General features: G+C 71.0%; 19 protein-coding genes. 12 read left to right on the top strand and 7 right to left on the bottom strand.

Going from position 1 to position 20,339, the window contains the following annotated elements:
• Positions 1-39: 39 nt before the first annotated feature.
• On the top strand, positions 40-1,368 hold the full coding sequence (locus D7Y13_RS48645) for a tetratricopeptide repeat protein (RefSeq protein WP_120532132.1): 1,329 nt from the start codon (positions 40-42) through the stop codon (positions 1,366-1,368).
• Here D7Y13_RS48645 and D7Y13_RS09740 read toward each other — a convergent pair.
• Both D7Y13_RS09740 and D7Y13_RS09735 read right to left on the bottom strand, forming a co-directional pair.
• The gene (locus D7Y13_RS09740; RefSeq protein WP_120532133.1) at positions 1,346-2,656 is read right to left on the bottom strand and encodes a M16 family metallopeptidase; all 1,311 of its coding nucleotides are present in this window, start codon (positions 2,654-2,656) and stop codon (positions 1,346-1,348) included. The genes D7Y13_RS48645 and D7Y13_RS09740 overlap by 23 nt on opposite strands.
• The gene (locus D7Y13_RS09735) at positions 2,653-4,194 is read right to left on the bottom strand and encodes a sensor histidine kinase (protein ID WP_120532134.1); all 1,542 of its coding nucleotides are present in this window, start codon (positions 4,192-4,194) and stop codon (positions 2,653-2,655) included. The genes D7Y13_RS09740 and D7Y13_RS09735 overlap by 4 nt, the downstream gene beginning before the upstream one ends.
• Before the next feature lie 135 nt (positions 4,195-4,329).
• Here D7Y13_RS09735 and D7Y13_RS09730 point away from each other — a divergent pair, with 135 nt between their 5' ends.
• The 3 genes from D7Y13_RS09730 to D7Y13_RS09720 all read left to right on the top strand — a co-directional run bounded on the left by D7Y13_RS09730 (position 4,330) and on the right by D7Y13_RS09720 (position 7,311).
• Entirely contained in the window at positions 4,330-5,844 is a 1,515-nt protein-coding gene (locus D7Y13_RS09730) for a Kelch repeat-containing protein (protein ID WP_120583213.1), read from the top strand.
• A gap of 76 nt (positions 5,845-5,920) precedes the next feature.
• Positions 5,921-6,805: a DUF2381 family protein gene (locus D7Y13_RS09725; RefSeq protein WP_120583214.1), complete on the top strand. Its 885-nt coding sequence runs from the start codon at positions 5,921-5,923 to the stop codon at positions 6,803-6,805.
• Positions 6,806-6,816: 11 nt separating this feature from the next.
• The gene (locus tag D7Y13_RS09720; protein WP_120583215.1) at positions 6,817-7,311 is read left to right on the top strand and encodes a serine/threonine protein kinase; all 495 of its coding nucleotides are present in this window, start codon (positions 6,817-6,819) and stop codon (positions 7,309-7,311) included.
• A 65-nt stretch (positions 7,312-7,376) separates the two neighbouring features.
• Here the strand turns inward: D7Y13_RS09720 and D7Y13_RS09715 are convergent, their stop codons facing one another.
• Positions 7,377-8,450, bottom strand: coding sequence for a coiled-coil domain-containing protein (locus D7Y13_RS09715; RefSeq protein ID WP_120583216.1), 1,074 nt, complete (start codon positions 8,448-8,450; stop codon positions 7,377-7,379).
• A gap of 226 nt (positions 8,451-8,676) precedes the next feature.
• On the opposite strand from D7Y13_RS09715, the gene D7Y13_RS09710 reads away from it, so the two are divergent.
• Entirely contained in the window at positions 8,677-9,525 is an 849-nt protein-coding gene (locus tag D7Y13_RS09710) for a 2-oxo acid dehydrogenase subunit E2 (RefSeq protein ID WP_120532139.1), read from the top strand.
• A gap of 6 nt (positions 9,526-9,531) precedes the next feature.
• Here the strand turns inward: D7Y13_RS09710 and D7Y13_RS09705 are convergent, their stop codons facing one another.
• Positions 9,532-10,026: a MarR family winged helix-turn-helix transcriptional regulator gene (locus D7Y13_RS09705; RefSeq protein WP_120532140.1), complete on the bottom strand. Its 495-nt coding sequence runs from the start codon at positions 10,024-10,026 to the stop codon at positions 9,532-9,534.
• A 95-nt stretch (positions 10,027-10,121) separates the two neighbouring features.
• On the opposite strand from D7Y13_RS09705, the gene D7Y13_RS09700 reads away from it, so the two are divergent.
• Positions 10,122-10,520 carry a nuclear transport factor 2 family protein gene (locus tag D7Y13_RS09700; RefSeq protein ID WP_120583217.1) on the top strand — a complete coding sequence of 133 codons (399 nt, stop codon included), beginning with the start codon at positions 10,122-10,124 and terminating at the stop codon, positions 10,518-10,520.
• Positions 10,521-10,522: 2 nt separating this feature from the next.
• On the opposite strand, the gene D7Y13_RS09695 is transcribed toward D7Y13_RS09700, so the two are convergent.
• Together D7Y13_RS09695 and D7Y13_RS09690 are read right to left on the bottom strand one after the other, a co-directional pair.
• Positions 10,523-11,479, bottom strand: a complete 957-nt coding sequence (locus D7Y13_RS09695; protein WP_199732736.1) for a zinc metalloprotease HtpX — start codon at positions 11,477-11,479, stop codon at positions 10,523-10,525.
• A 152-nt stretch (positions 11,480-11,631) separates the two neighbouring features.
• The gene (locus tag D7Y13_RS09690) at positions 11,632-12,051 is read right to left on the bottom strand and encodes a hypothetical protein (protein ID WP_120532143.1); all 420 of its coding nucleotides are present in this window, start codon (positions 12,049-12,051) and stop codon (positions 11,632-11,634) included.
• Positions 12,052-12,193: 142 nt separating this feature from the next.
• On the opposite strand from D7Y13_RS09690, the gene fni reads away from it, so the two are divergent.
• The 5 genes from fni (at position 12,194) to D7Y13_RS09665 (ending at position 17,720) form a co-directional block, all read left to right on the top strand.
• Complete coding sequence (fni, locus tag D7Y13_RS09685; protein WP_120583218.1) at positions 12,194-13,252, top strand: type 2 isopentenyl-diphosphate Delta-isomerase; 1,059 nt, start codon at positions 12,194-12,196, stop codon at positions 13,250-13,252.
• 33 nt (positions 13,253-13,285) lie between these two features.
• Positions 13,286-14,617, top strand: a complete 1,332-nt coding sequence (locus tag D7Y13_RS09680; RefSeq protein ID WP_120532145.1) for a hydroxymethylglutaryl-CoA reductase, degradative — start codon at positions 13,286-13,288, stop codon at positions 14,615-14,617.
• A gap of 90 nt (positions 14,618-14,707) precedes the next feature.
• Positions 14,708-15,658 carry a mevalonate kinase gene (gene mvk, locus D7Y13_RS09675; protein WP_120583219.1) on the top strand — a complete coding sequence of 317 codons (951 nt, stop codon included), beginning with the start codon at positions 14,708-14,710 and terminating at the stop codon, positions 15,656-15,658.
• Entirely contained in the window at positions 15,655-16,641 is a 987-nt protein-coding gene (mvaD, locus tag D7Y13_RS09670; protein WP_120583220.1) for a diphosphomevalonate decarboxylase, read from the top strand. The genes mvk and mvaD overlap by 4 nt, the downstream gene beginning before the upstream one ends.
• Positions 16,641-17,720: a mevalonate kinase family protein gene (locus tag D7Y13_RS09665; protein WP_120583221.1), complete on the top strand. Its 1,080-nt coding sequence runs from the start codon at positions 16,641-16,643 to the stop codon at positions 17,718-17,720. Before mvaD ends, D7Y13_RS09665 begins: the two co-directional genes overlap by 1 nt.
• A 30-nt stretch (positions 17,721-17,750) precedes the next feature.
• On the opposite strand, the gene omp85 is transcribed toward D7Y13_RS09665, so the two are convergent.
• Positions 17,751-18,926, bottom strand: coding sequence for an Omp85 family outer membrane protein (gene omp85 / locus D7Y13_RS09660; RefSeq protein WP_120532149.1), 1,176 nt, complete (start codon positions 18,924-18,926; stop codon positions 17,751-17,753).
• 243 nt (positions 18,927-19,169) lie between these two features.
• On the opposite strand from omp85, the gene D7Y13_RS09655 reads away from it, so the two are divergent.
• The coding region (locus tag D7Y13_RS09655) for an alkaline phosphatase family protein (RefSeq protein ID WP_341870401.1) at positions 19,170-20,339 on the top strand (1,170 nt) is incomplete at its 3' end.

The following is a 20,339-nucleotide window of genomic DNA, read 5'->3' as shown; positions in this document are numbered from 1 at the left end:
GACGGAGGAGGATAACATCCGCTACCCTGTCGCTCAGTGATGCCTCAGCGATTTTTCCCCCGTCCCTGGACGCTCGTCCTGCTCCTTCCGCTTGCCTGCAAGGACCCGGAGACGGCAGCCGCCCAGAAGCAGGCCACCCAGGTCCAGTCCTCCCTGTCCGAAGGTCGCGAGGCCCTCACGAAGGGCAACTACGGCCGCGCCATCGCCGCGCTCCAGAAGGCCTCCAATTCGGCCCCGGAGAGCGTGGAGCCGCTGCTGCTGCTGGCGGAGGCCCACCGGCTGAGCGGCAACTCGGGCGCCTCCATCCTGACGCTCAAGCAGGCGGAAGGCCTGTTGCCTGGAAGCGACCCCGTCATCCAGAAGCAGCTGTCGGACCTGTACCTGCGGGAGGGCCAGGCGCCCCTGGCCATCACCACGCTCGTGGCCCTGCGGGACGAGGGCAAGCTGACCCCCGACGACATCCTGGCCCTGGCGCGCCTCCAGGCCCGGCAGGGCCACGCCGAGGAGGCCTTCACCACGCTGGAGCGCACCCTCCGGGAGAACCCGGACGACGCCGCGACGAAGACGGTGGAGGCGGAGATCCTCCTCATGAAGGGCGAGGAGCTGCTCGCGGCGAACCTGATGGACCGCGTGCTCCAGAACTCGCCCAGCTTCACGGCGGCCCGGCTCCTGCGCGCGCGCTACTTCCTGATGAGCGGCTTCTCCGACCTGGCGGAGGCCGACCTCCAGTCCGTGCCACCCGCGGACGCGGCGACCACGGACGTCGTGGCCATGAAGGCCCGCGTGCTGATGGCGCTGGGCCGCCCGGCGGAGGCGGAGGCCGCGCTCAAGCTGCTGCTGGAGGACGACGCGGACAACGCGGAGGCGCTCGCGTGGCTGGCGGACATCGTCCGGGCCCAGGGGCGCCTGACGGACGCGCAGCAGTCGGTGGACCGGGCCCTGCAACTGCGCCCCCGGCTGGCCCGGGGCCTGTACGTGCGCGGCCGGGTGCAGGAGGACCAGGAGGATGTGCGCGCCGCCGAGGACAGCTACCGCTTCGCCCTCAAGACGGAGCCCGCCTTCGGCCCCGCGCTCTCGCGCATCTGGCGGCTGTACCTGAAGGCCGGCAAGAAGCCGGAGGCCCAGGCCACGCTGGAGCGACTGGTGGGGCTGGGCGAGGCGTCGGTGGAGGAGAAGGCCGCGCTCGCGGGCCTCTACGCGCAGTTCCAGACGCAGCTGCCGCGCGGCAAGAAGCTCATCGACGAGGCCCTGCAGCGCGAGCCGCAGAACCCCGAGTACCTGCGCATCCGCAAGGCCATCGAGAAGGCCACCCCCAGGAAGAAGGGCGCCTCCTCCGGCCCCATCATCATCCGCGGGGGACGGCGCTGACGGAGGAGGGGAGCGCGGCTTCCGCGACCACCTTCTCCAGCGCCTTCTGGCCCTTCTTCTGGCCCACCGCGACGACCAGCAGGTTCTCGCGGGTGAAGTAGCGCCGGGCCGTGTCGCGCACCTGCGCGGCCGTCTGGCGGTCCACCAGGTCCGCGCGGTGGCTGAAGGTCTCCGGCGTGCGGAACAGCTCCGTGCCGCCGAACCACCCGGCCAGCTCGCCCGGTGAGTCCTGGGAGAACTCCAGCAGCATGCGGTGGCGGCGCTTGGCGCGGTTCAGCTCCTCCGCGCCCACCTCCTCGTCGCACAGCGCTGCGAGCACCCGCAGGGACTCGGCCACCACCTGGGACGCCTTCTCCGGCGCGCTGGCGGCTTCAATCTCGAACAGGCCGGTGTCGTGGTACGTGTCCAGCCCGGCGCTCACCGAGTACGCAAGGCCGCGCTTCTCCACGATTTCAAACGGCAGCCGCGACGACAGGCCGTCGTCCAGCAGGCGCCGGAGAATCTGGAGCGCGGGGTAGTCCTCGTGCTGCTCCGGCACGACGCGGAAGGTGAGCTTGAACTCCGTCTGCGACTCGTCGTGCGTGACGAAGTGGAAGTGCGGCCCGGGCCCGATGAGGGGCGGCGGCGCTTCGGTGGAGGCCTCGCCCCGGGGCAGGTGGGCGAAGGCGCGCTCGGCCAGCGCCATCACCTCCGGGTGGCTCACGCGGCCCGCGGCGGTGACGACCAGGTTGCCGGCCACGTAGTGGCGCGCGAAGTGCTCCCGCACCTGGGCGTGGGTGAGGGCCTTCACGGAGTCGCGGGTGCCGGCGATCTTCAGCGACAGCGGGTGGTCCGGAAACAGGAGCCGCTTGGACAGGTTGTCCAGGTCGATGTCGCGGCCCTTCTCATCCACCTCATCCAGCATCTCCTCCAGGATGATCTGCCGCTCCACCTCCATGTCGGTGAGGCGGGGGCGGGTGAGCATGTCCCCGATGACGTCCATGCCCACGCGCAGGTGCGACGGGTGCAGCGGCGTGTAGTAGTAGCCGTGGTCGCGGGTGGTGGCGCCGTTGAGGTTGCCGCCCACTTCCTCCACGGCGGCGTTCATCTTCACGGTGTCCGGCCAGCCCTCGCTGCCCCGGAAGAAGAGGTGCTCCAGGAAGTGGCTGACGCCGTTGTTCCCGGGCGTCTCGTGACGGCTGCCGGTCCGCACGTAGACGGCCAGCAGGGCGGTGTGCAGGTGCGGCGTCTCGACGGTGACGACGCGCAGCCCGGAGGGCAGCACGTCCCGGAACGGTTTAAAGCTCATGCGCAGGGAAGCCTTAACACGAAGGTCGTCCCCTGGCCGGGAATACTCTGGCAGGAGAGCGAGCCCCCGTGGGCCTGGAGGATCTGTTGGCTCACCGCCAGACCCAGGCCGGTGCCCCCCTCCTTCGTGGTGAAGAAGGGCTCGAAGAGGTGGCGGCGCACCTCCTCCGTCATGCCATTGCCGGTGTCGCGCACGGACACCTCCACGTCGCCCTCGCGCGGCAGGGTGGCCACCGTGAGCCGGCCCCCGGAGGGCATGGCCTCGCGGCTGTTGCGCAGGAGGTTCAGGAACACCTGGCGTAATTGCCCCTGGTCCGCGAGCACCCGGGGGGTGCCGGGGGCGAAGTCGCGCACCACCTCCACGCCCGCGCGCACCAGCTCCTCGCGGGTGAAGTCGAGCACGCCGTCGAGCACCGCGATGATGTCCTCCGGCTCCAGGTCCGGCCGGGCGGGGCGGGCCATGCGCAGGTACTGTTCGGTGACGTCGGTGAGGCGGTCCACCTCATGGGTGACGGCGGAGAGCAGCTCGCGCGCCTCCACGGCGGTGTCGGCGGAGTCGAACCGGGCGGTGTCCACCGCGTCCTGGAGCAGCTCCACATTGAGGCCGATGGAGGACAGCGGGTTTCGCACCTCGTGGACGATCTGCGCGGAGATGCGGCCCACGGCGGCCAGCTGTTCGGCGCGCATCAGCGCCTCGGCCTGGGACTTGAGCTGCGCTTCGCGGGCCTGGAGCGAGCGGGCCATCTGGTCGAACTCGCGCGCGAGCAGCGCCACCTCGTCGTCGCCGCGCACGCCCAGCTGGGCGGAGTAGTCGCCCTTGCCGATGCGCGACACGCCCTCGATGAGGGTGCGCACCGGGCGCAGCGTGCGCGCGGACCACGCGGTGACGCCCACGCCCACGCCAATGGCCATGATGGACAGCGCGATGATGGTGAGGCCGGTGCGGCGCTCGCGCTCCTCCGCGCCGTCCACGCGCTCGCGGATGCGGTTGCCCAGCGTGGCGCGCAGCACGCGCAGCTCACGGCCGATGGCGGCCTCCAACTGGCGCAGTTCGGCGGTGGCGCGGGCCACCTCGTCGCCCCGGGGGGACTCGGACGCGAGCGCGGCGAACACGGCCTCCACCGCGTGGCCGTAGGCCTGCGAGTTCTTCGACAGCTCGCCGAAGCGGGCGTCCAGCTCCATGACGAAGGGGACCTCTCCCTCGGGGGCGAAGGTGAGCACCTCGCGGGCCTTGGCGCGGGCGGCCTCCAGGCGCTGGGCCATCTGGGGCGAGTAGTAGAGGCTCGCGAGCCGGATGAGCGCGCGGCGCGTCTCCACGCTGTTCTGCTCCAGCACGCGCTCGGTGTCCTTCTCCTGGCTGGTCTGGAAGGTCTCCAGCGCGGCGGCGTCCTGGGACAGCTGGAGGTAGCCCTGGCTGACGAGGCGGATCTCCAACCGGTTGCGGTGCAGCTCCGCCACGCTGAAGAGGGACACCGTCCCGAACGTCAGCAGCACCAGCGCGTAGCCCAGGAAGATGCGGGTGGCGAGCGAGAGCTTCATGGAGGAGGGGACAGGACATACGTCCTGGGGCGGGCGCATTACAGCGCAATCCCCGGCGGCCCGCCTGCTTCCGCCCTTCCCGGGCGTCCAGACTTCGTCCCGCCGGAGACGAAGCGGGCTGGTAGCGTCCGGCGCATGTCCGCGCGCTCCGTCCGCTCCACGCTCCTGGCCGCCCTGCTGGCCCTGTCCGCCGGCTGTGGCGAGAAGGAGGTCACCCCCTCCCTGGACCTCATCTCCGCCTCCTGTGCCGGCACGCCGCCCTTGGAAGGGGTGACGCACCTGCGCTTCCGCGTCAGCGGGCCCGGACTCGACACGCCCCGGGAGCGGGTGTCGACGGTGCGGTGGACGCCCGCGGACGTCCCGGCGATTCCGCCAGGCAGCGCGCGGGTGCTGGAGGTGCGGGCGTACGCGGGGGCTCCGGACCAGGGTGGCCAGTTGCGGTCGCTGGGGCGGACGGCGCCCTTCGACGTCGCGCAAGGGCAGGCGGCGTCGGCGCGGGTGTTCCTGCGGCGGCTGGGCGAGTTCGCGCCGGTGAACCAGGCCGCGAGTCCCGACACGTGCGCGGTGCCGGGTGAAACGCGGGCCGGGCACACCGCGACGCTGCTGGCGGATGGACGGGTGCTGTTCGCGGGAGGCTATGCGCCCGGGAGGGATGGAACGCGGCCGGTGTCGGGGACGACGGAGGTGTTCGACCCGGTGGCTGGAACGTTCAGCCCCGGGCCGGACGTGGGCGCACGGGCCTTCCACACGGCGTCGCCGCTGCCGGACGGGAAGGTGCTGCTCGTGGGGGGCGCGGAGACGCTGGACCAGGTCTCGTTGCAGCGCACGGCGCGCGTCGTGGACGTGGCCGAGGGTGTGGCGAGCACGTTGGAGCCGAAGGTCGCGCGCTACCAGCACGCCGCGGCGGTGGATGTTGACGGGCATGTGCTGCTGGTGGGTGGGCGTGCGGCGGATGGAAGTGGGGCGTTCACGTTGGAGGGCTTCGATGCGGCCTCCGGGCGCTTCTTCAACGGGATGGGCGAATTGCATCGCGTGGACGCGACGCTGACGGTGCTGGAGGACGGGCATACGATCCTGGTCGCGGGGGGCTCGGATGCGCTGCGGCTTGAGGCGGAGGTCCTGTCCGCCGGGTTCGACGGAGACACGTTCGGGTGGTTGTTGCCGGTGCCACCCCGGCTCCGGGTTCCCAGGGTGGGCGCTTCCGTGGCGATGCTGGGGCGGGCGGAGGACGGCCCCCGCCCGTTGCTGATGGGCGGCTTCGATGGTGTGGATCCGCTGAACGGAGCGCGAGCCGTGGGGGCGTCCGAGGTATTGGAGAGCCCGATCCGGGTGAGCGATGGACCGGCGTTGTTGCCCCGGAGCAACGCGTGCGCGGTGTCGCTTCAGGACGGACGGGTGGTGGTGGTGGGCGGACGGGGGGCCGACTCCGGCATTGCGCGCGCGACGGCGTGGGCGGAGCTGATCATCCCGGCGAAGGATGCCCAACCCAGCGTGCTGGGCCTGTCGTTGTTGCCGCAGCCGCGCGTGTGGCACACGTGCACGGCGCTCGCGGATGGGTCGGTGCTCGTGGTGGGCGGCGTGGACGACAGCACCGGTGAGCCCCGGGCGCCCATCGAAGCCCTGGTCGTGATGCCGCCTCCGCGCGACTGAAGTGGGCACCCTCCGGGTGGGCTGTTAGCGTCCAGGTCCTATGGTGACCTGCCTACCTGCCCGGTTTGCCCTGGCCGTGCTCCTGCTGAGCGCGGCGGTGGAAGCGCGGGAGCCCGCGGTCCGCACGGTGCTGCTGTCGGAGCACCCCGAGGACTCCACGCCGAGCGTCTATGTGAAGGGCGCGGTCTCCACCGTCCTGCGCTTCGAGGCCCCCGTGGATGCTTCGAAGACCCGGATGCTGGCCTGGGAGGGCCGGTTCGAGCCGCTGTTGGTCGGTGGCCGCAAGGTGGTCGTGGAGCCGCTTCGGGACCTGGCGGAGGATGAAGGCGTGCCCCTGCTCGTGACGCTCACGAACGGAAGGGAAATTCCTCTCCTCCTGAGGCCTCCTGGCCAGGGCCGACGGGCTGAACTGGATCAGCAGGTGAACGTGTTCGAGGACCGTCAGCGCTACGAGGCCATGTACTCGACGCTGATGGATTCGCTCAAACAGCAGCGTGTCCTGAAGGAAGAGAACGCGCGACTTCGCCAGGAAGAACACTCTACGGATCACGCGCTCGCCACGCTCCTAGCCAATGGTGACTTCAAGCACACCCCCTTCACGAATCGACGGCGCTGGGCACTCAGGGAAGAGGGCGCGAATATCGTGGTCGAGGTACTCACGAGCAAAACAGTTCCGAAGGTTGCGGTGCTGTTCTCTCTCACCAATCACGATGCAAAAAATCCCTGGAGCCTGATGGAAGCTCGGCTGTCCACGGTTTCGGGTGGGAAGTCACGCCCGTTCGCCTTGCGCGTGCAGCACGATGAAATCGCTCCAGGTGCGACGGGCCGCATCGCCGTCGTCGCGGACGACAGCGTCTTCCAATCACCTCAAGGCTTGGAACAACTGGCGCTGGAACTGTTCCGATCCGACGGCCTGTCGCAGGCCTACCTCGTCCTGGAATGGCGCCTCTTCAAGGAGTAAGTCGCTCTGACATGAATGCACCGCGCCCGTGGTCCTCCGTTATCCTTGTGCTGGCCCTGGCGCTGGGCTGCACCACGACTCGACGGGGTGTGGGGCTGCGCGCGGATGGCACGCCGGAGTACGAGGACTGCCCGGAGGCCACGCTGCGAGTGATGCGACTGCTTCGCTTGAACGTCGGGGATAGCGCGCAGGTAGAACTCGACTTCAATCAGGACGATATGAGTCCCATCACGCTCTACGATGGGCCCGTGGAGAGCGTCCTGAATACCGACCTGGGGCCTCTCGGGGGGCCCACGCGGCTCTATGGTCGGGTATGGACGGGGGGCCCGCAGGTGGTCATCCGGTACTACGAGGCTCAGCCACCGGATGGGGGAGAGAGGATTCCCCTCTGCGCGGTGGCCCGGCTGTCAAAGGGCCAGCTCCGGAAACGACCCGACTCCAAGCCGGGAACGGCTGTCCTCGAGTTCTCGAGCGCAGGCGTCTACATCGTGGACGCGTTCCGCTGAAACACGAAGGCCCCGCGTCCCGGTGAAGGGAGGCGGGGCCTCGGTGCTTCAAGCCTCTACTTCGCTCAGGCGTTGGACGACGGAGCCTCGGAAGGCTTCGCCTCGCCCTCGGTGGAAGCCGGCGCGGCGGTCTCCACGGGAGCGGCCTCGGTCGGCGTGGCCGGGGCGGCGGCGCGGGCCTCCGCTTCGGCGCGGGCGCGGGCGACCTCGTCGCTGCGCTGGTCGCTGGCGGCGACCTCGTCCGGCGTCAGCTCCGTGCGGTCGGCCAGCATGCCCGTCTTCTTCTCCAGGTCCTTGATGGCCCGGCGAAGCAGGTCGCGCTCCAAGAGCGTGCGGTTCAGGCGCTTCTCCAGGGCCTTGTACTTGTCCTTGCCCAGGTCGGCCTCGGACTTCGTCACGGCCAGGATGCGGGCCTGGGTGTCGGCGCGGCCCTTGATGCGGCGCAGCTCCTTCTCCAGCTCCACGGCGCGCGCGCGGTCCTTGTTCGCCGCGGTCTCCAGCCGGTCCATCTTCTCGCGGTCCGCGTCGTTCAGCTCGCGGTAGCGGCGCACGGGCTCGGCCGGGGCCACCGGAGTGGACGGCACCGACACCGCCGCGCTCACCACGGGCTCGCTCGCGGGCGCGGCGATGAGGTCCGTCGAAGCGGGGGCGGCCGCGACCGGCGCGGGCGCGGGCGTCACGGCCTGCACGGGGGCGGGGGCTTCACGGCGGCGGTTGCCACCGCGCGAGTCGGCCTCGGCGCGCAGCTTGGCGTTCTCCGTCAGGGCGTGCGACAGCTCCTCACGCGTCTGCGCGAGCTGGATGCTGGCGTTGCGCTCCACCTCGGCGCGGGCCTTGACCAGGTCCTGCGCGCCCTTGTCGCCTTCCTTCTGGTCGAAGAGCTTGCGCTTGGTCTGCTTGAGCTGCTCCTTGACCTCCTGGAGCTGCGCGCGCTGTTCGTCCAGCTCCTTCTGCTTGCGCTGGACCTCCGACTCCGCCTTGGCGCGAGCCTTGGTCTCCGACTCCAGCTCCCCACGGAACGAGGGCGATGAGACCGATGAACGGTTCGCGGTGCCGTCCGTGCCGCTCTTGCCGCCGAAGAGCAGCATGCCGAGCGTGATGGCGAAACCGATCGATACCAGGATGAGAGCAACGACCAAGGGAACAACCTCCACAGAAGGATGCAAAAAACGGGGCAGCCTACCGCTGGGACATGGCGCGTCAAGGCTTCACTGGCAGACAAACCCCCGGGCTCCAACCACACCGGCCGGGCCTCGAAGCCCCGCCTGCCTCGCGTCGCCGGTCCTGGCGCGCGCCCTGGCGAGTCCGTAGACAGGGGCTTCGCACGCGTCGTCACCGGAACTTCAACGGAGTCCAAGCAAGCCCATGGCGCACCTGGAGCTGAAGCCGAAGCGGGACGTGTCGAGCTTCCGCAAGCTCGCCATTGGAAGCTGGACCACCGCGTACGATCCGACCGTCTACGGCACGCTGACGGTGCGCATGGACGCGGCGCTCGCGTACCTGGAGGCACACCACCAGCGCACCGGGGTCCGGCTCACCCCCATGCACCTGGTCCTCAAGGCCCTGGGCGAAGGGCTGCGCCGCTGCCCGGATGCCAACGCGCTGCTGCGCTTCCAGCGCATCTACCTGCGCCAGCGCGTCACCCTGTGCGCGCTGGTGCCCGACGCGGACCCCGTCCGGCCAGGGCTCAGGCCCGCGCGCATCGAGGACGTGGACCAGAAGGACCTGCTCACGGTCGCGCAGGAGATGGAGGCCGCGGTGGCGCGGGCGCGCGAAGGCCGCGACGCCGCGCTGGAGAAGGGCCGGGGGCTCCTGAAGCGCGTCCCGCCGCTCCTGCTCCACGGGTTCACCCGGCTGATGTCGTTCCTGTCGTACACGCTGAACGTGGATCCGACCTGGCTGGGGCTGCCCAGGGATCCGTTCGGCTCCGCGGTGGTCGTGGACGCGGGCACGCTGGGGCTGGACACGGCCTACCTGCCGCTCGCGCCCTTCACCCGCGTGCCCATCTTCATCGCGCCCGGCGCGGTGCGGGAGGTGGCGGTGGTGGAGGAGGGCAGGGTGGTGCCCGGCCGGGTCATGAGCATCAACGCGTCCTTCGACCACCGCTTCATCGACGGCTACCACGCGGGCGTCATCGCCAACACGCTGCGCGAGCTGTTGGAGCACCCGGCGGAGTTCTTCGACGCGCCGCCGGGCGTGACGCGGACGGAGTAGGGCGGCCTACCGGGGCTCGCGCACCCGTCGGCGCCGCACCGCCTCCGCGCCCCCCAGCGACTCCAGCACGGCGCTCAGCACCCTGCGGGTCTCCTCGACCGCGCGGACGCCCTGGGCGCGGCGGAAGCGGGCCTCGAAGGTCGCCCGCGCCGCACGGGTCGTGTCGACGGCGGCGCGCCCGCGTTCGGACAGCCGCACGCGTCGGATCCGCGCGTCCTCGGAAGGCGCGGCCTCCACGATGCCCAGCTTCCGCAGCTCCGCCACCGTCTTGGATGCCGCCTGCTGCGTCACCTCCAGCAGGTCCGCCAGCTCGCTGATGGACCGGGGGCCGCCCAGCAGGTGCTGCACCACGTAGCCGTGTCCTTCCCGCAGGCCGGGGAAGCCCGCCGCGTGCACCTCCTCCAACACCAGCGCGTTCACCCGCATGCCGACGAAGAGCGCCAGGTAGCCCAGGTCCAGGGACTCCAGCTCCGGATTTCCCACGCGCGGTCGACGTGCCATGGCCCCACGTCTTGCACCCACAACCACGGTTGTGCAATCACCGTTGTACAATCATGGTTGTGGATATCCCTCCCGACCGTGCCAAGGAGCACCCCATGTCCGAGTCCCCGCTGGAGTTCACCCGGCGCTACTTCCAGGCCATCGAAGCCGGAGCGCCGCCCGAGGAGCTCGCCGGCTTCTTCCACCCGGAGGTGCGCCAGCGCGAGTACCCGAACCGGCTCACGCCGCGGGGCGCGACGCGCGACCTCCAGGCCCTGCTGGACGCTTCCGCGCGGGGCAGCAAGGTGGTGGTGTCCCAGCGCTACGACGTGCGCTCCGCCCTCTGTGACGGCGAGCGAGTGGCGTTGGAGGTGGACTGGAGCGCGACGCTGGCGGTGCCCGTGGGCTCCCTGCCAGCGGGCGGGACGATGCGGGCGTCGCTCGGGGTGTTCCTCACCTTCCGCGACGGCCGCATCGCCACCCAGCACAACTACGACTGCTTCGAACCCTTCTGACGCTAGTAGGCGTACTCCCAGCCGCCGCGCGCCCGCGCCCCACCGCCCCGACGCGCGCTCATCTCACGCAGCCGGCGCACGCGCTCCGGGATGGGCGGGTGTGTGGAGAACAGCGACATCACCCCGCCGTGGTGCAGCGGGTTGACGATGAACAGGTGCGAGGTGGCGGGGGCCCTGTCGTAGGGCATGGCCTCCGCGGCGCGCTCCATCTTCAAGAGCGCGCTCGCCAGCGCATCCGGGTCCCCGCACAGCTCCGCGCCCGTGGCGTCCGCTCCGTACTCGCGCGAGCGGCTCACCGCCAACTGCAACAGCGTGGCCGCGATGGGCGCGACCAGCAGCAGGCCCAGGTTGGACAGCGCCCCGGCCACGCCGCCGCCTTCCTCGTCGTCGCCGCGGCTGAGCATGCTGCCGCCGAACCAGAAGAGCATCTGCGCCGCGTAGCTGATGATGCCCGCGAGCGTCGCCGCCACCGTGCCGATGAGCGTGTCCCGGTTGCGCACGTGGCCAATCTCGTGCGCCAGCACGCCCTCCAGCTCGCGCCGGTCCAGGATGTCCACGATGCCCGCCGTCACCGCCACGGCCGCGTGGCTGGGGTTTCGGCCCGTGGCGAACGCGTTGGGCTGCCGCGTGGGCAGCAGGTACACCTTCGGCTTCGGCATGCCCGCCCGGGCGGACAGGCGCTCCACCATCTCGTGCAGCCACGGCGCCTGCTCGTAGGGAAGCGGCTGCGCGCCGTGGATGGCCAGCGCGATGCGGTCGCTGAACCAGTACGAACCAAAGTTCATCACCACCGCGAAGAAGCCCGCCATCGCGAGCCCCTGCGCGCCGCCCAGCCGCTGGCCGATGACGAGCACCAACGCCGTCAAGCCGGCCAGGAGGACGGTCGTCTTCAAGGCGTTGCCCAGCCGGTGCCACCCGCCGCCCTTGAGCGCCGGTGCGGCCGGTCCTCGGGATGTCATGTGGGGGTCACGCTGCGCCATGGTCCTCGTTCCGTGCCTTTCGTCCCGGTCAACCGAAGGGGACCCACGAAACGTAAGCAGGCGGGAGGGGCCGTCAATGAAGCGGGTCCGGGCTGCCCCGGCGTCCCTGCGGCCTCACTGGCTGGATTTCCTCACAGGTAGAAACGATCCGTCACGCCCGCCGTACGCTGGAGGATGGCGCTCCAGCCCAGCCACACGTCGATGCCACTGTCGCCCGCCTTCGGCTCGCCCCCCAGGGCACCGAGCGAGCCCGTGCAGCCGGCCACCGTCGCGAGCCCCGTCTCCCGGATGTGCTCCAGGAGGGCGCGCAGCGTGGGCATGCGGCGCGTTTCGAAGCGGTCGCTGATGTCGTCCCGGCCGGTGAAGTCCGGCTCGTCCAGGCGGTCCATCAGGAAACGCTCCAGTGCCCACCAGAACAGGTACACCTCCGCGCGCCGCCCGGACGCCACCGCCGCCGCGGCGATGGACAGGCCCTGGTGCACGCGGTCGTATTCGCCGCTGTGCAGGAAGACGACGACCCTGTTCTCCGGCGCGCTCACGCACGGGCTCATACCGTCCAGAAGCCGTGCCGTCCATCCGCGCCCCGAGTGCGACCGCCCGGGCCCTTTGGCTTGCACCCCGGCCCCGCCACTTGCTAGGAATCCAACGGAATTACACGTTTTTTGCAACGACAGAGCGGCGGCCTTCCGGGACATGGGCGACGAGACGACAGCCAGGCGCAAGGATGCCCACCTCGACCTGTGCGCCACCGGCGACGTGGAGCCCGCCCAGAACTCGACGCTGCTGGAGCACGTCCACCTCATCCACTGCGCCATGCCGGAGATGGCGGCGGACGAGGTCGAGCTGTCCACGCCGTTCATGGGCAAGTCGCTGCGGGCGCCCCTGCTCGTCACCGGCATGACGGGTGGCACCGAGCGCGCGGGGGTCGTCAACCGCGACCTGGCGCTGCTCGCCGAGCGGCACGGGCTGGCCTTCGGGGTCGGCAGCCAGCGCGCGATGGCGGAGGACACCTCGCGCACGGCCTCCTACGCGGTGCGCGACGTAGCGCCCACGGTGGCGCTCATCGGCAACATCGGGCTGTACCAGGCCATTGGCCTGGGCGTGGACGGCGTGCGGCGGCTGTCGGACGCCATTGGCGCGGACGGCATGGCGCTGCACCTGAACGCGGGCCAGGAGCTGACGCAGCCCGAGGGTGACCGCGACTTCCGGGGCGGCTACCGCGTGGTGGAGGAACTGGCGCGGGCCTTCGGCGACCGGCTGCTGGTGAAGGAGACCGGGTGCGGCATTGGCCCGGACGTGGCGCGGCGGCTGGTGGAGCTGGGCGTGCGCAACGTGGATGTCTCCGGGCTGGGCGGCACGTCGTGGGTGCGCGTGGAGCAGCTTCGCGCGAAAGGGCCGCAGGCGCAGGTGGGCGCGGAGTTCAGCGGCTGGGGCATCCCCACCGCGGCGGCCATCGCCAGCGTGCGCGGGGCGGTGGGCCCCGAGGTGCGGCTCGTCGCCAGCGGCGGCGTGCGGGGCGGGCTGGAGTGCGCGAAGGTGCTCGCCCTGGGCGCGGACCTGGCGGGCATGGCGCTTCCGTTGTTCCGGGCCCAGCAGCAGGGCGGCCTGGCGGGTGCGGAAGAGGCGTTGAAGGTCATCCTGACGGCCCTGCGACAGGCGCTGGTGCTGACGGGAAGTCGGAACGTCGCGCAGTTGCGGCAGCGTCCGCGCGTGGTGTCCGGAGCTCTGAAGGATTGGTTGGCGGCCCTGTGACGCAGGGTGGCTCCCAGGTTGGGAAGGAACAACATGTCTGACACCGTCACGTCCCGGCTCTCCGGATTCCACAAGCTGCCGATGGAAGAGCGCCTCGCTCAGATCGGACGCATGTTCCGGTTGTCGGACGAGGAGCTGGAGCAGCTCCGCGGTGTGGGCACGCTGGAGCCGGTCCTCGCCAACCAGATGATTGAAAACGCGGTGGGCATCTTCTCCCTGCCGCTGGGACTGGGACTCAACCTCAACGTCAACGGGCGCGACTACATCGTGCCCATGGCGGTGGAGGAGCCCTCCGTCGTGGCGGCGGTGTCGTTCGCGTCGAAGATCGTCCGCGAGTCCGGCGGCTTCGTCGCGGAGGCCGACGAGTCGATGATGATCGGCCAGGTGCAGGTGTCGAACTACGGCGACCCCACCCTGGCCTCCGAGCGCATCCTGGACGCGAAGGAGGAGATCCTCGCCCTGGCGAACAGCTTCCACCCGGCGATGGTCGCCCGTGGCGGTGGCGCCCGGGACGTGGAGGTGCGCCTGTTGCCCGCGCCGGAGGGCCCGCGCGGCGAGCCGCTGCTCATCGTCCACATCCTCATCGACACGCAGGAGGCGATGGGCGCGAACCTCATCAACACCGTCGCCGAGGGCGTGGCGCCGCTGATTGAACAGGTGACGGGCGGCCGGGTGTACCTGCGCATCCTGTCCAACCTGTCGGACAAGAGGCTCGCGCGCGCCACCTGCCGCATCCCGCTGTCGATGCTGGCGGACTTCGACCTGCCGGGGGAGACCATCGCGGAGGGCATCGCCCAGGCGAGCCGCTTCGCGGAAGCGGATCCGTACCGCGCCGCCACGCACAACAAGGGCGTGATGAACGGCATCGACGCGGTGGCCATCGCCACCGGTCAGGACTGGCGCTCCATCGAAGCGGGCGCGCACGCGTTCGCCTGCCGCGGGGGCCAGTACCGGCCGCTGTCCACCTGGTACCTGGAGGAGGGGCACCTCGTGGGCCGCATCGAATTGCCGCTCGCGCTGGGCACGGTGGGCGGTCCCATCAAGGTGCACCCGGGCGTGCAGGTGGCGCTCAAGCTGCTGCGCGTGTCGGGCGTGCGCGAGCTGTCCATGGTGTTCGCGGCGGTGGGGCTCGCGCAGAACTTCGCGGCGCTCCGGGCCCTGGGTTCGGTGGGCATCCAGAAGGGCCACATGGCCATGCACGCCCGCAGCGTCGCGGTGACGGCGGGGGCGCGCGGCGGCGACGTGGAGAAGGTCGCGAACCTCCTGGTGAAGGCCGGCCACGTGAAGGTGGAGAAGGCGAAGGAGATCCTGGCGAGCCTGATTCTGGAAAAGCCCGGCGTCGCGGTCACCATCACCAACGGCTGATTCCTCCCCCGCGCCTGTTCGCGGGGACCCTGGCGGGGCGGTGCGCTTGGTAAAGTGCCCGCCCCTCTTCCTTGTCCAGTGCCCGGTGCCATGACTGCCTCGACGAATCCCCTGGTCGCCTTCGGTGCCGGCAAGGTCATCCTGCTGGGCGAGCACAGCGTGGTGTACGGCTACCCCGCGCTCGCCGGACCCCTGAGCTTCGGCGTGACGGCGCGCGGCGTGCCCGCGCGCTCGTGTCAGCTCGACGTGCCGGTGACGGCGGACGCCGCGCAGAAGCGGCTGATGCGCAAGGCGTTCACCCGAGCGGCGCGCCTGGTGGGTGAGCCCAAGGTGAAGGTGACGCTGGAGCCGCAGCTGCCCCTGTCCGCGGGGCTGGGCAGCTCGGCGGCGCTGGCGGTGGCCCTGTCGCGCGTGCTGCTCCAGGCCGCGGGACAGCTGCCCACGCCGAAGGCGACGGCCCAGCTCGCGTGGGAGATGGAGCAGGAGTTCCACGGCACGCCGTCGGGCGTGGACCACACCACCAGCGCGGAGGAGAAGCTCATCCTCTACCGCCGGGTGCAGGGGCCGTCGGGCGTCGTCGGCCGGGCGCGCGAGGTGAAGAGTCCGCGCGCGTTGTCGGTGGTGGTGGCGCTGGCGGGAGCGCGCAGTCCCACGAAGGTGACGGTGGGCGCGCTGCGCGAGCGGCAGGCGCGGTGGCCGGAGCGCTACCGCCGGCTGTTCGCGCAGGTGGGAAGGCTCGTCACCGAGGCGTCGAAGGCGGTGGAGGCCGGCGACCTGGAAGGACTGGGGGACGCGATGAACGTCAACCAGGGCCTGCTGGGCGCGCTGGGCCTGTCGTCTCCGGCGCTGGAAGACATGGTGTACCGGCTGCGCGGCATGGGCGCGCTGGGCGCCAAATTCACCGGGGCAGGGGGGGACGGCGGTGCCGTCATCGGCCTCTTCCTCGAACCCGGGCCCGTGGTCGCGAAACTGACGCGCGACGGCGTGCGCTGCTTCGCCAGCCAGCTGGCGGGACCGCGGCCCCACGGAGACCGTTCATGAAAGCAACCGTCCGGGCGCATCCCAACATCGCCCTCGTGAAGTACTGGGGAAAGCGCGACGAGGCGCTCATCCTCCCGCACCAGTCCAGCCTGTCGCTCACGCTGGCGCCCATCCACGTGACGACCACGGTGGAGTTCGGCGCCGGGTCCGACCAGGTGGAGCTGCACGGCCACGCGGCCAAGGGCAGCGAGCGCGACCGCGTGCTGCGCCTGCTGGACGCGGTGCGCGTGCAGGCGGGCCGCGACCTGGGCCCCGCGAAGGTGGTGTCGCGCGGCGACTTCCCGATGGCGGCGGGACTCGCGAGCAGCGCGGCGGGCTTCGCGGCGCTGGCGGTGGCGGGGCGCGCGGCGGCGGGCCTTCCGGAGGACACCCGCGCCTCCAGCATCCTGGCGCGGCGGGGCAGCGGCTCCGCGTGCCGCAGCGTGCAGGGCGGCTTCTGCGAGTGGATGCGCGGTGAGCGCGCGGACGGCGAGGACAGCTACGCCGTGCAGCGCTTCGACGCGGGGCACTGGTCGGACCTGCGCATGGTGGTGGCCATCGTCGACCGCGGCGAGAAGGAAGTGAAGTCGCGCGACGGCATGAAGGGCACGGTGGAGACGAGCCCCTACTACCCGGCGTGGGTGAAGGACGCGGAGGCGGAGGTGCCCCGCGCCCGCGAGCTCATCGCGAAGAAGGACCTGGAGGCGCTGGGGGAGCTGTGCGAGCGCAACGCGTGGCGCATGCACAGCACGTCGCTCGCGGCGGATCCGCCGCTCTGCTACCTGAGCCCGGCCACGCTGGGCCTCATCCAGAACCTGCGCGAGCAGCGCAAGAAGGGCGTGCCGGTGTGGTTCACGCTCGACGCCGGGCCCAACCCGGTGCTGCTGACGGACGCGGCGCACGAGGTGGCGGCGGAGGCCGTGGCCCGCGCGTGCGGCGCGGTGGACGTGGTGCGCTGCGTGCCCGGCGGGGACGCGACGCTGCTGACGGAGCACCTGTTCTGATGGAGCGCGCCCTCTCCGCACCCGGCAAGCTGTTCGTCTCCGGCGAATACGCCGTGCTGTGGGGAGGCGTCTCGCGCGTGGCCGCGGTGGCGCCCCGCACGGCCGCCTACGTGCGCAGGCGGCAGGACTCGCGCGTGCACATCTGCCTGGAGGAGGGGACGCTCCAGGGCCTCACCACGCCCCGGGGCGTGAAGTGGGAGCGCGACGTGCCGGCGGGCTTCTCCTTCGTCGCGCGCACGCTGGACGAAGCCCTGCGCGCGCACGGACGGCCCAGCGTGGGCTTCGATGTCGCGGTGGCGCCGGGCGCGTTGGGCCCGGGCGGACACAAGCTGGGCATTGGCGGCAGTGCCTCCGCGACGGTGCTCGCGGCGGAGGCGGCCCGCTTCATCCTGGAAGAGAAGTTCGACGTGCTGAAGCTCGCGCTCGTCGCGCACACGCTGGGGCAGGGCGGCAAGGGCAGCGGCGGCGACGTGGCGTCCAGCTTCGCGGGGGGCCTCGTGCGCTACCGGCGCTACGACGTGACGGCGCTGACGGAGGCCGCCAACACCGGACGCTTCCACGCGGCGCTCGCGGAGTCGCCGCCGGTGGACCTGTGGCGCATGCCCGCGCCCCGCGTGGCCATGCTCTACGCCTTCACCGGGGAGAGCGCGTCCACGAAGCTGCTCATCGCCCAGGTGGAGGCGAAGCTCGCGGAAGCGGGCCGCCAGTCCTTCGTGGAGCGCTCGGACGCGCTGGGCCACGCGATTGAAGGCGGTCTGGGTGGCGGGGACTTCCGCGCCTTCACGGACGCGGTGAAGGCCCAGCACGCGCTGCTCCTGGAGCTGGGCCCGCTGGAGACCGAAGGCATGCGCCGGGTGCTGGCCATCGCCGCGTCCTACGGCTGCGCGGGCAAGCTGTCCGGCGCGGGCGGCGGGGACGGGTGCATCCTCTTCGCCCCGGACGCGCAGGCGCGCGAGGAGCTGCGCCAGGGCCTGGAGTCGCGCGGCTTCCTCACGCTGACGCTGGACGTGGAGCCCGGCGTGCGCGGGGAAGCGCAGGCGGATCCACGGCTTCGCGGCTGGGTGGACGCGCTCGTCTGAAGACGGTGCTGCGCGCGTCCGGCCCGGCCGTTAGAACATGTGACCGAACGTGATGTAGAAGCGCTGGCGGCCCGTCTCGGTGGAGCGCGCGTAGTCCATGCGCACCACGGCCGCGCGGCGAGAGAAGCGCAGACCGCCGCCGATGCCCGGGTGCCACTCATGCCACTTGCCATCCGTCACGCCCGGGTGCCACACGCGGCCCAGGTCCAGGAACACCACCGCGCCCAGCGCGAGCGGCTGGCCGAAGAAGGACATCTTCGCCGCCTGGAAGCGCAGCTCCGAATTGCTGAAGGCCTTCACGTTGCCGGCGAAGCGGTTGCGCTCGATGCCGCGCACGCTGCTCATGCCGCCAATGCCCTCGGACACGTTGACGCCGCCCGTCGTCATCCACTCGAAGAAGGGCACCTCGCCGAACAGCATGTCCAGCGTGAGCCGCTGCGCGAACACCAGCCTCGGCGACAGCCGGATGTAGCGGCGCTCGCTCAGCGTCACGCCCGCGTACTGGTAGCGGCTGAAGGTGGCCAGGCCCGACACGCGCAGCGCCACCTCCTCCACGCCACCGGACGTGGGGTCCGCTTCGTCGTCGCGCGTGTCCCAGAGCGCGCCCGCCAGAATCTGTCCGCTGGTTCCGCCCTCGATGCCGATGGGCTTCTCCTGCGCGAGGATGGACGTTTCGTAGGGTGACACGCTGGTGTTGCGCCACCCGTAGCCCACGTAGGACTGGAAGGGGTGCGTCTCACCGAAGGGCCGGCCGCGCAGGCGGACCCAGAGGCCCGGCGAGCCCTTGTTGTAGTTGTAGCGCTGGTCGTCCACGTTGCCGCGGAAGTCCGGGGCGGACAGGTTGCCCGCGCCGAAGAAGGGGCTGCTCTTCTCCTTGCGGTACTCCAGCCTGCCTTCCAACCGCAGGGGCCCCAGCAACTGCGGGCCGTCATAGCGGAGGTAATGATTCATGGCACCGCGCGAGCTGAAGAACACCTGCGCGGACAGGGCGTGCGCGTACGGCGTCTTGCCGGGCGCGTACAGGTACATGCCGCCCACGGCCCCGTAGCCGAAGCCCTGGTCGGAGCTGAAGCTCACCAGGGGCAGCGCGATGCCGTCCATCGTCGGCGTCTTCTTCACGGGCACGAGCCCGGGCGCGGACCGACCGGCCGCGGCGGCACTGAGCGTCAGCAGGAGAAAGAAGAGACAGACGACAGGAGCCAGCATCGAAACCCCGTGAAGCCCCAGGGGGGCGAATCGATTCCAGCCCGGGATCAGTGAGCGCTCCGCCCGCCTGCTCTCCAAGAGAGCATCGCGGCCCCAGAAGCTCCTGTCCCCCTGAATGCCCATTTTGCCTCGCGGGATGGGGGAGCCGTCAACGTGCGCGAAAGTCTGAGCGAACTCGTCAGCGAGAATTCACGGAATTGGGCGAATAGCGTCGTTCGGCGCATCGGCTCGAAAGTTCCGCCCGTGGCGGCACGTCGTGCACGCAACGTGCTGTTGGTGCATCTGGATGGAGTGCCCAAGGCCCTGCTGGACGAGGCGATTGTCTCTGGCCGTATGCCCTTCGTCGGACACCTGGTGCGCTCGGGCGCGTATCACCTGGAGAACGCCTTCTGGGGCGCACCCACTTCTACACCGTTCTTCCAGGCGGGTTTGCTCTACGGGCTCCAGCATCCGAACCTGCCCGGTTACAGCTGGTTCGACCGGGCGCTTCGCCGCAAGGTGCAGATGAACACCCCGGGCGACGCGATGGCCATTGACGCGCGCCTGCGGGGCCACGGCCGCACGAGCCTGTTGGAGCATGGCGGGCACACCTACTTCTCGCTCTTCCACGCGGGCGCCACCAACCGCATGTGCATGAGCACGCTGTCCAGCTTCAAGCTGATGGCGCGCTCGTTCGCGTATGAGATGCAGGGCCTGGGCGCGGCGCGCACCCGGGGGGCGTGGGACTTCTTGCGCTCGTTCGGGATGGAGTCCCTGCAGGCCGTGCGCGAGGTCCGTCAGTGGGCCCGCGCCGTCAACGACTGGCGCCACGAGCAGGGCTTCCTCTTGAGCCGCATCCTCCTCCAGCGGTTGGGCTGGAGCTTCGCGTACACCAAGTCCCTGGTGGACATGGTGCGCGGCGTGCCGCTCATCTACCTGGTGTACGGCAACTACGACGAGGTCGCCCACCGGCGCGGCCCGCGCTCGGAGCTGGCGATGCAGGAGCTGCACCGTGTCGACGCGTCCCTGGCGGAGCTGTTCGCCGTGGCCCGCGCGGCGCCGGAGCCCTACGACGTCATCCTCCTGTCGGACCACGGCCACGTGGACAGCCTGCCCCTGGAGCAGCGCCAGGGACGGCGGCTGGAAGCGGTGCTCTTCGAGGGCCCCACGCCGCCCCTGCGCGACGACGTCCAGCGCGGCCTGCTGGACGGGCGCGAGCCGCCCACGCCGGACACGTCTGCTCGCGAGCCCTTCACCCCCGTGGTGGTGGAGGCCGGCAACTTCGCGCACATCTACCTGAGCGGTCGTCCCGCGCCGCTGGAGGCCCGCGAGCTGCTGGCGCGGTATCCGGAGGTGCTCGCGCGCGCCACGGACAACCCGGACATCGGCATGGTGGCGATGCGCCGGGGGGCGGAGGCGGTGGTGGTGATGGGC

It is taken from the genome of Corallococcus praedator, assembly GCF_003612125.1.
GTDB lineage: Bacteria > Myxococcota > Myxococcia > Myxococcales > Myxococcaceae > Corallococcus > Corallococcus praedator.
This window is presented reverse-complemented; position numbering and strand designations above follow the sequence as displayed.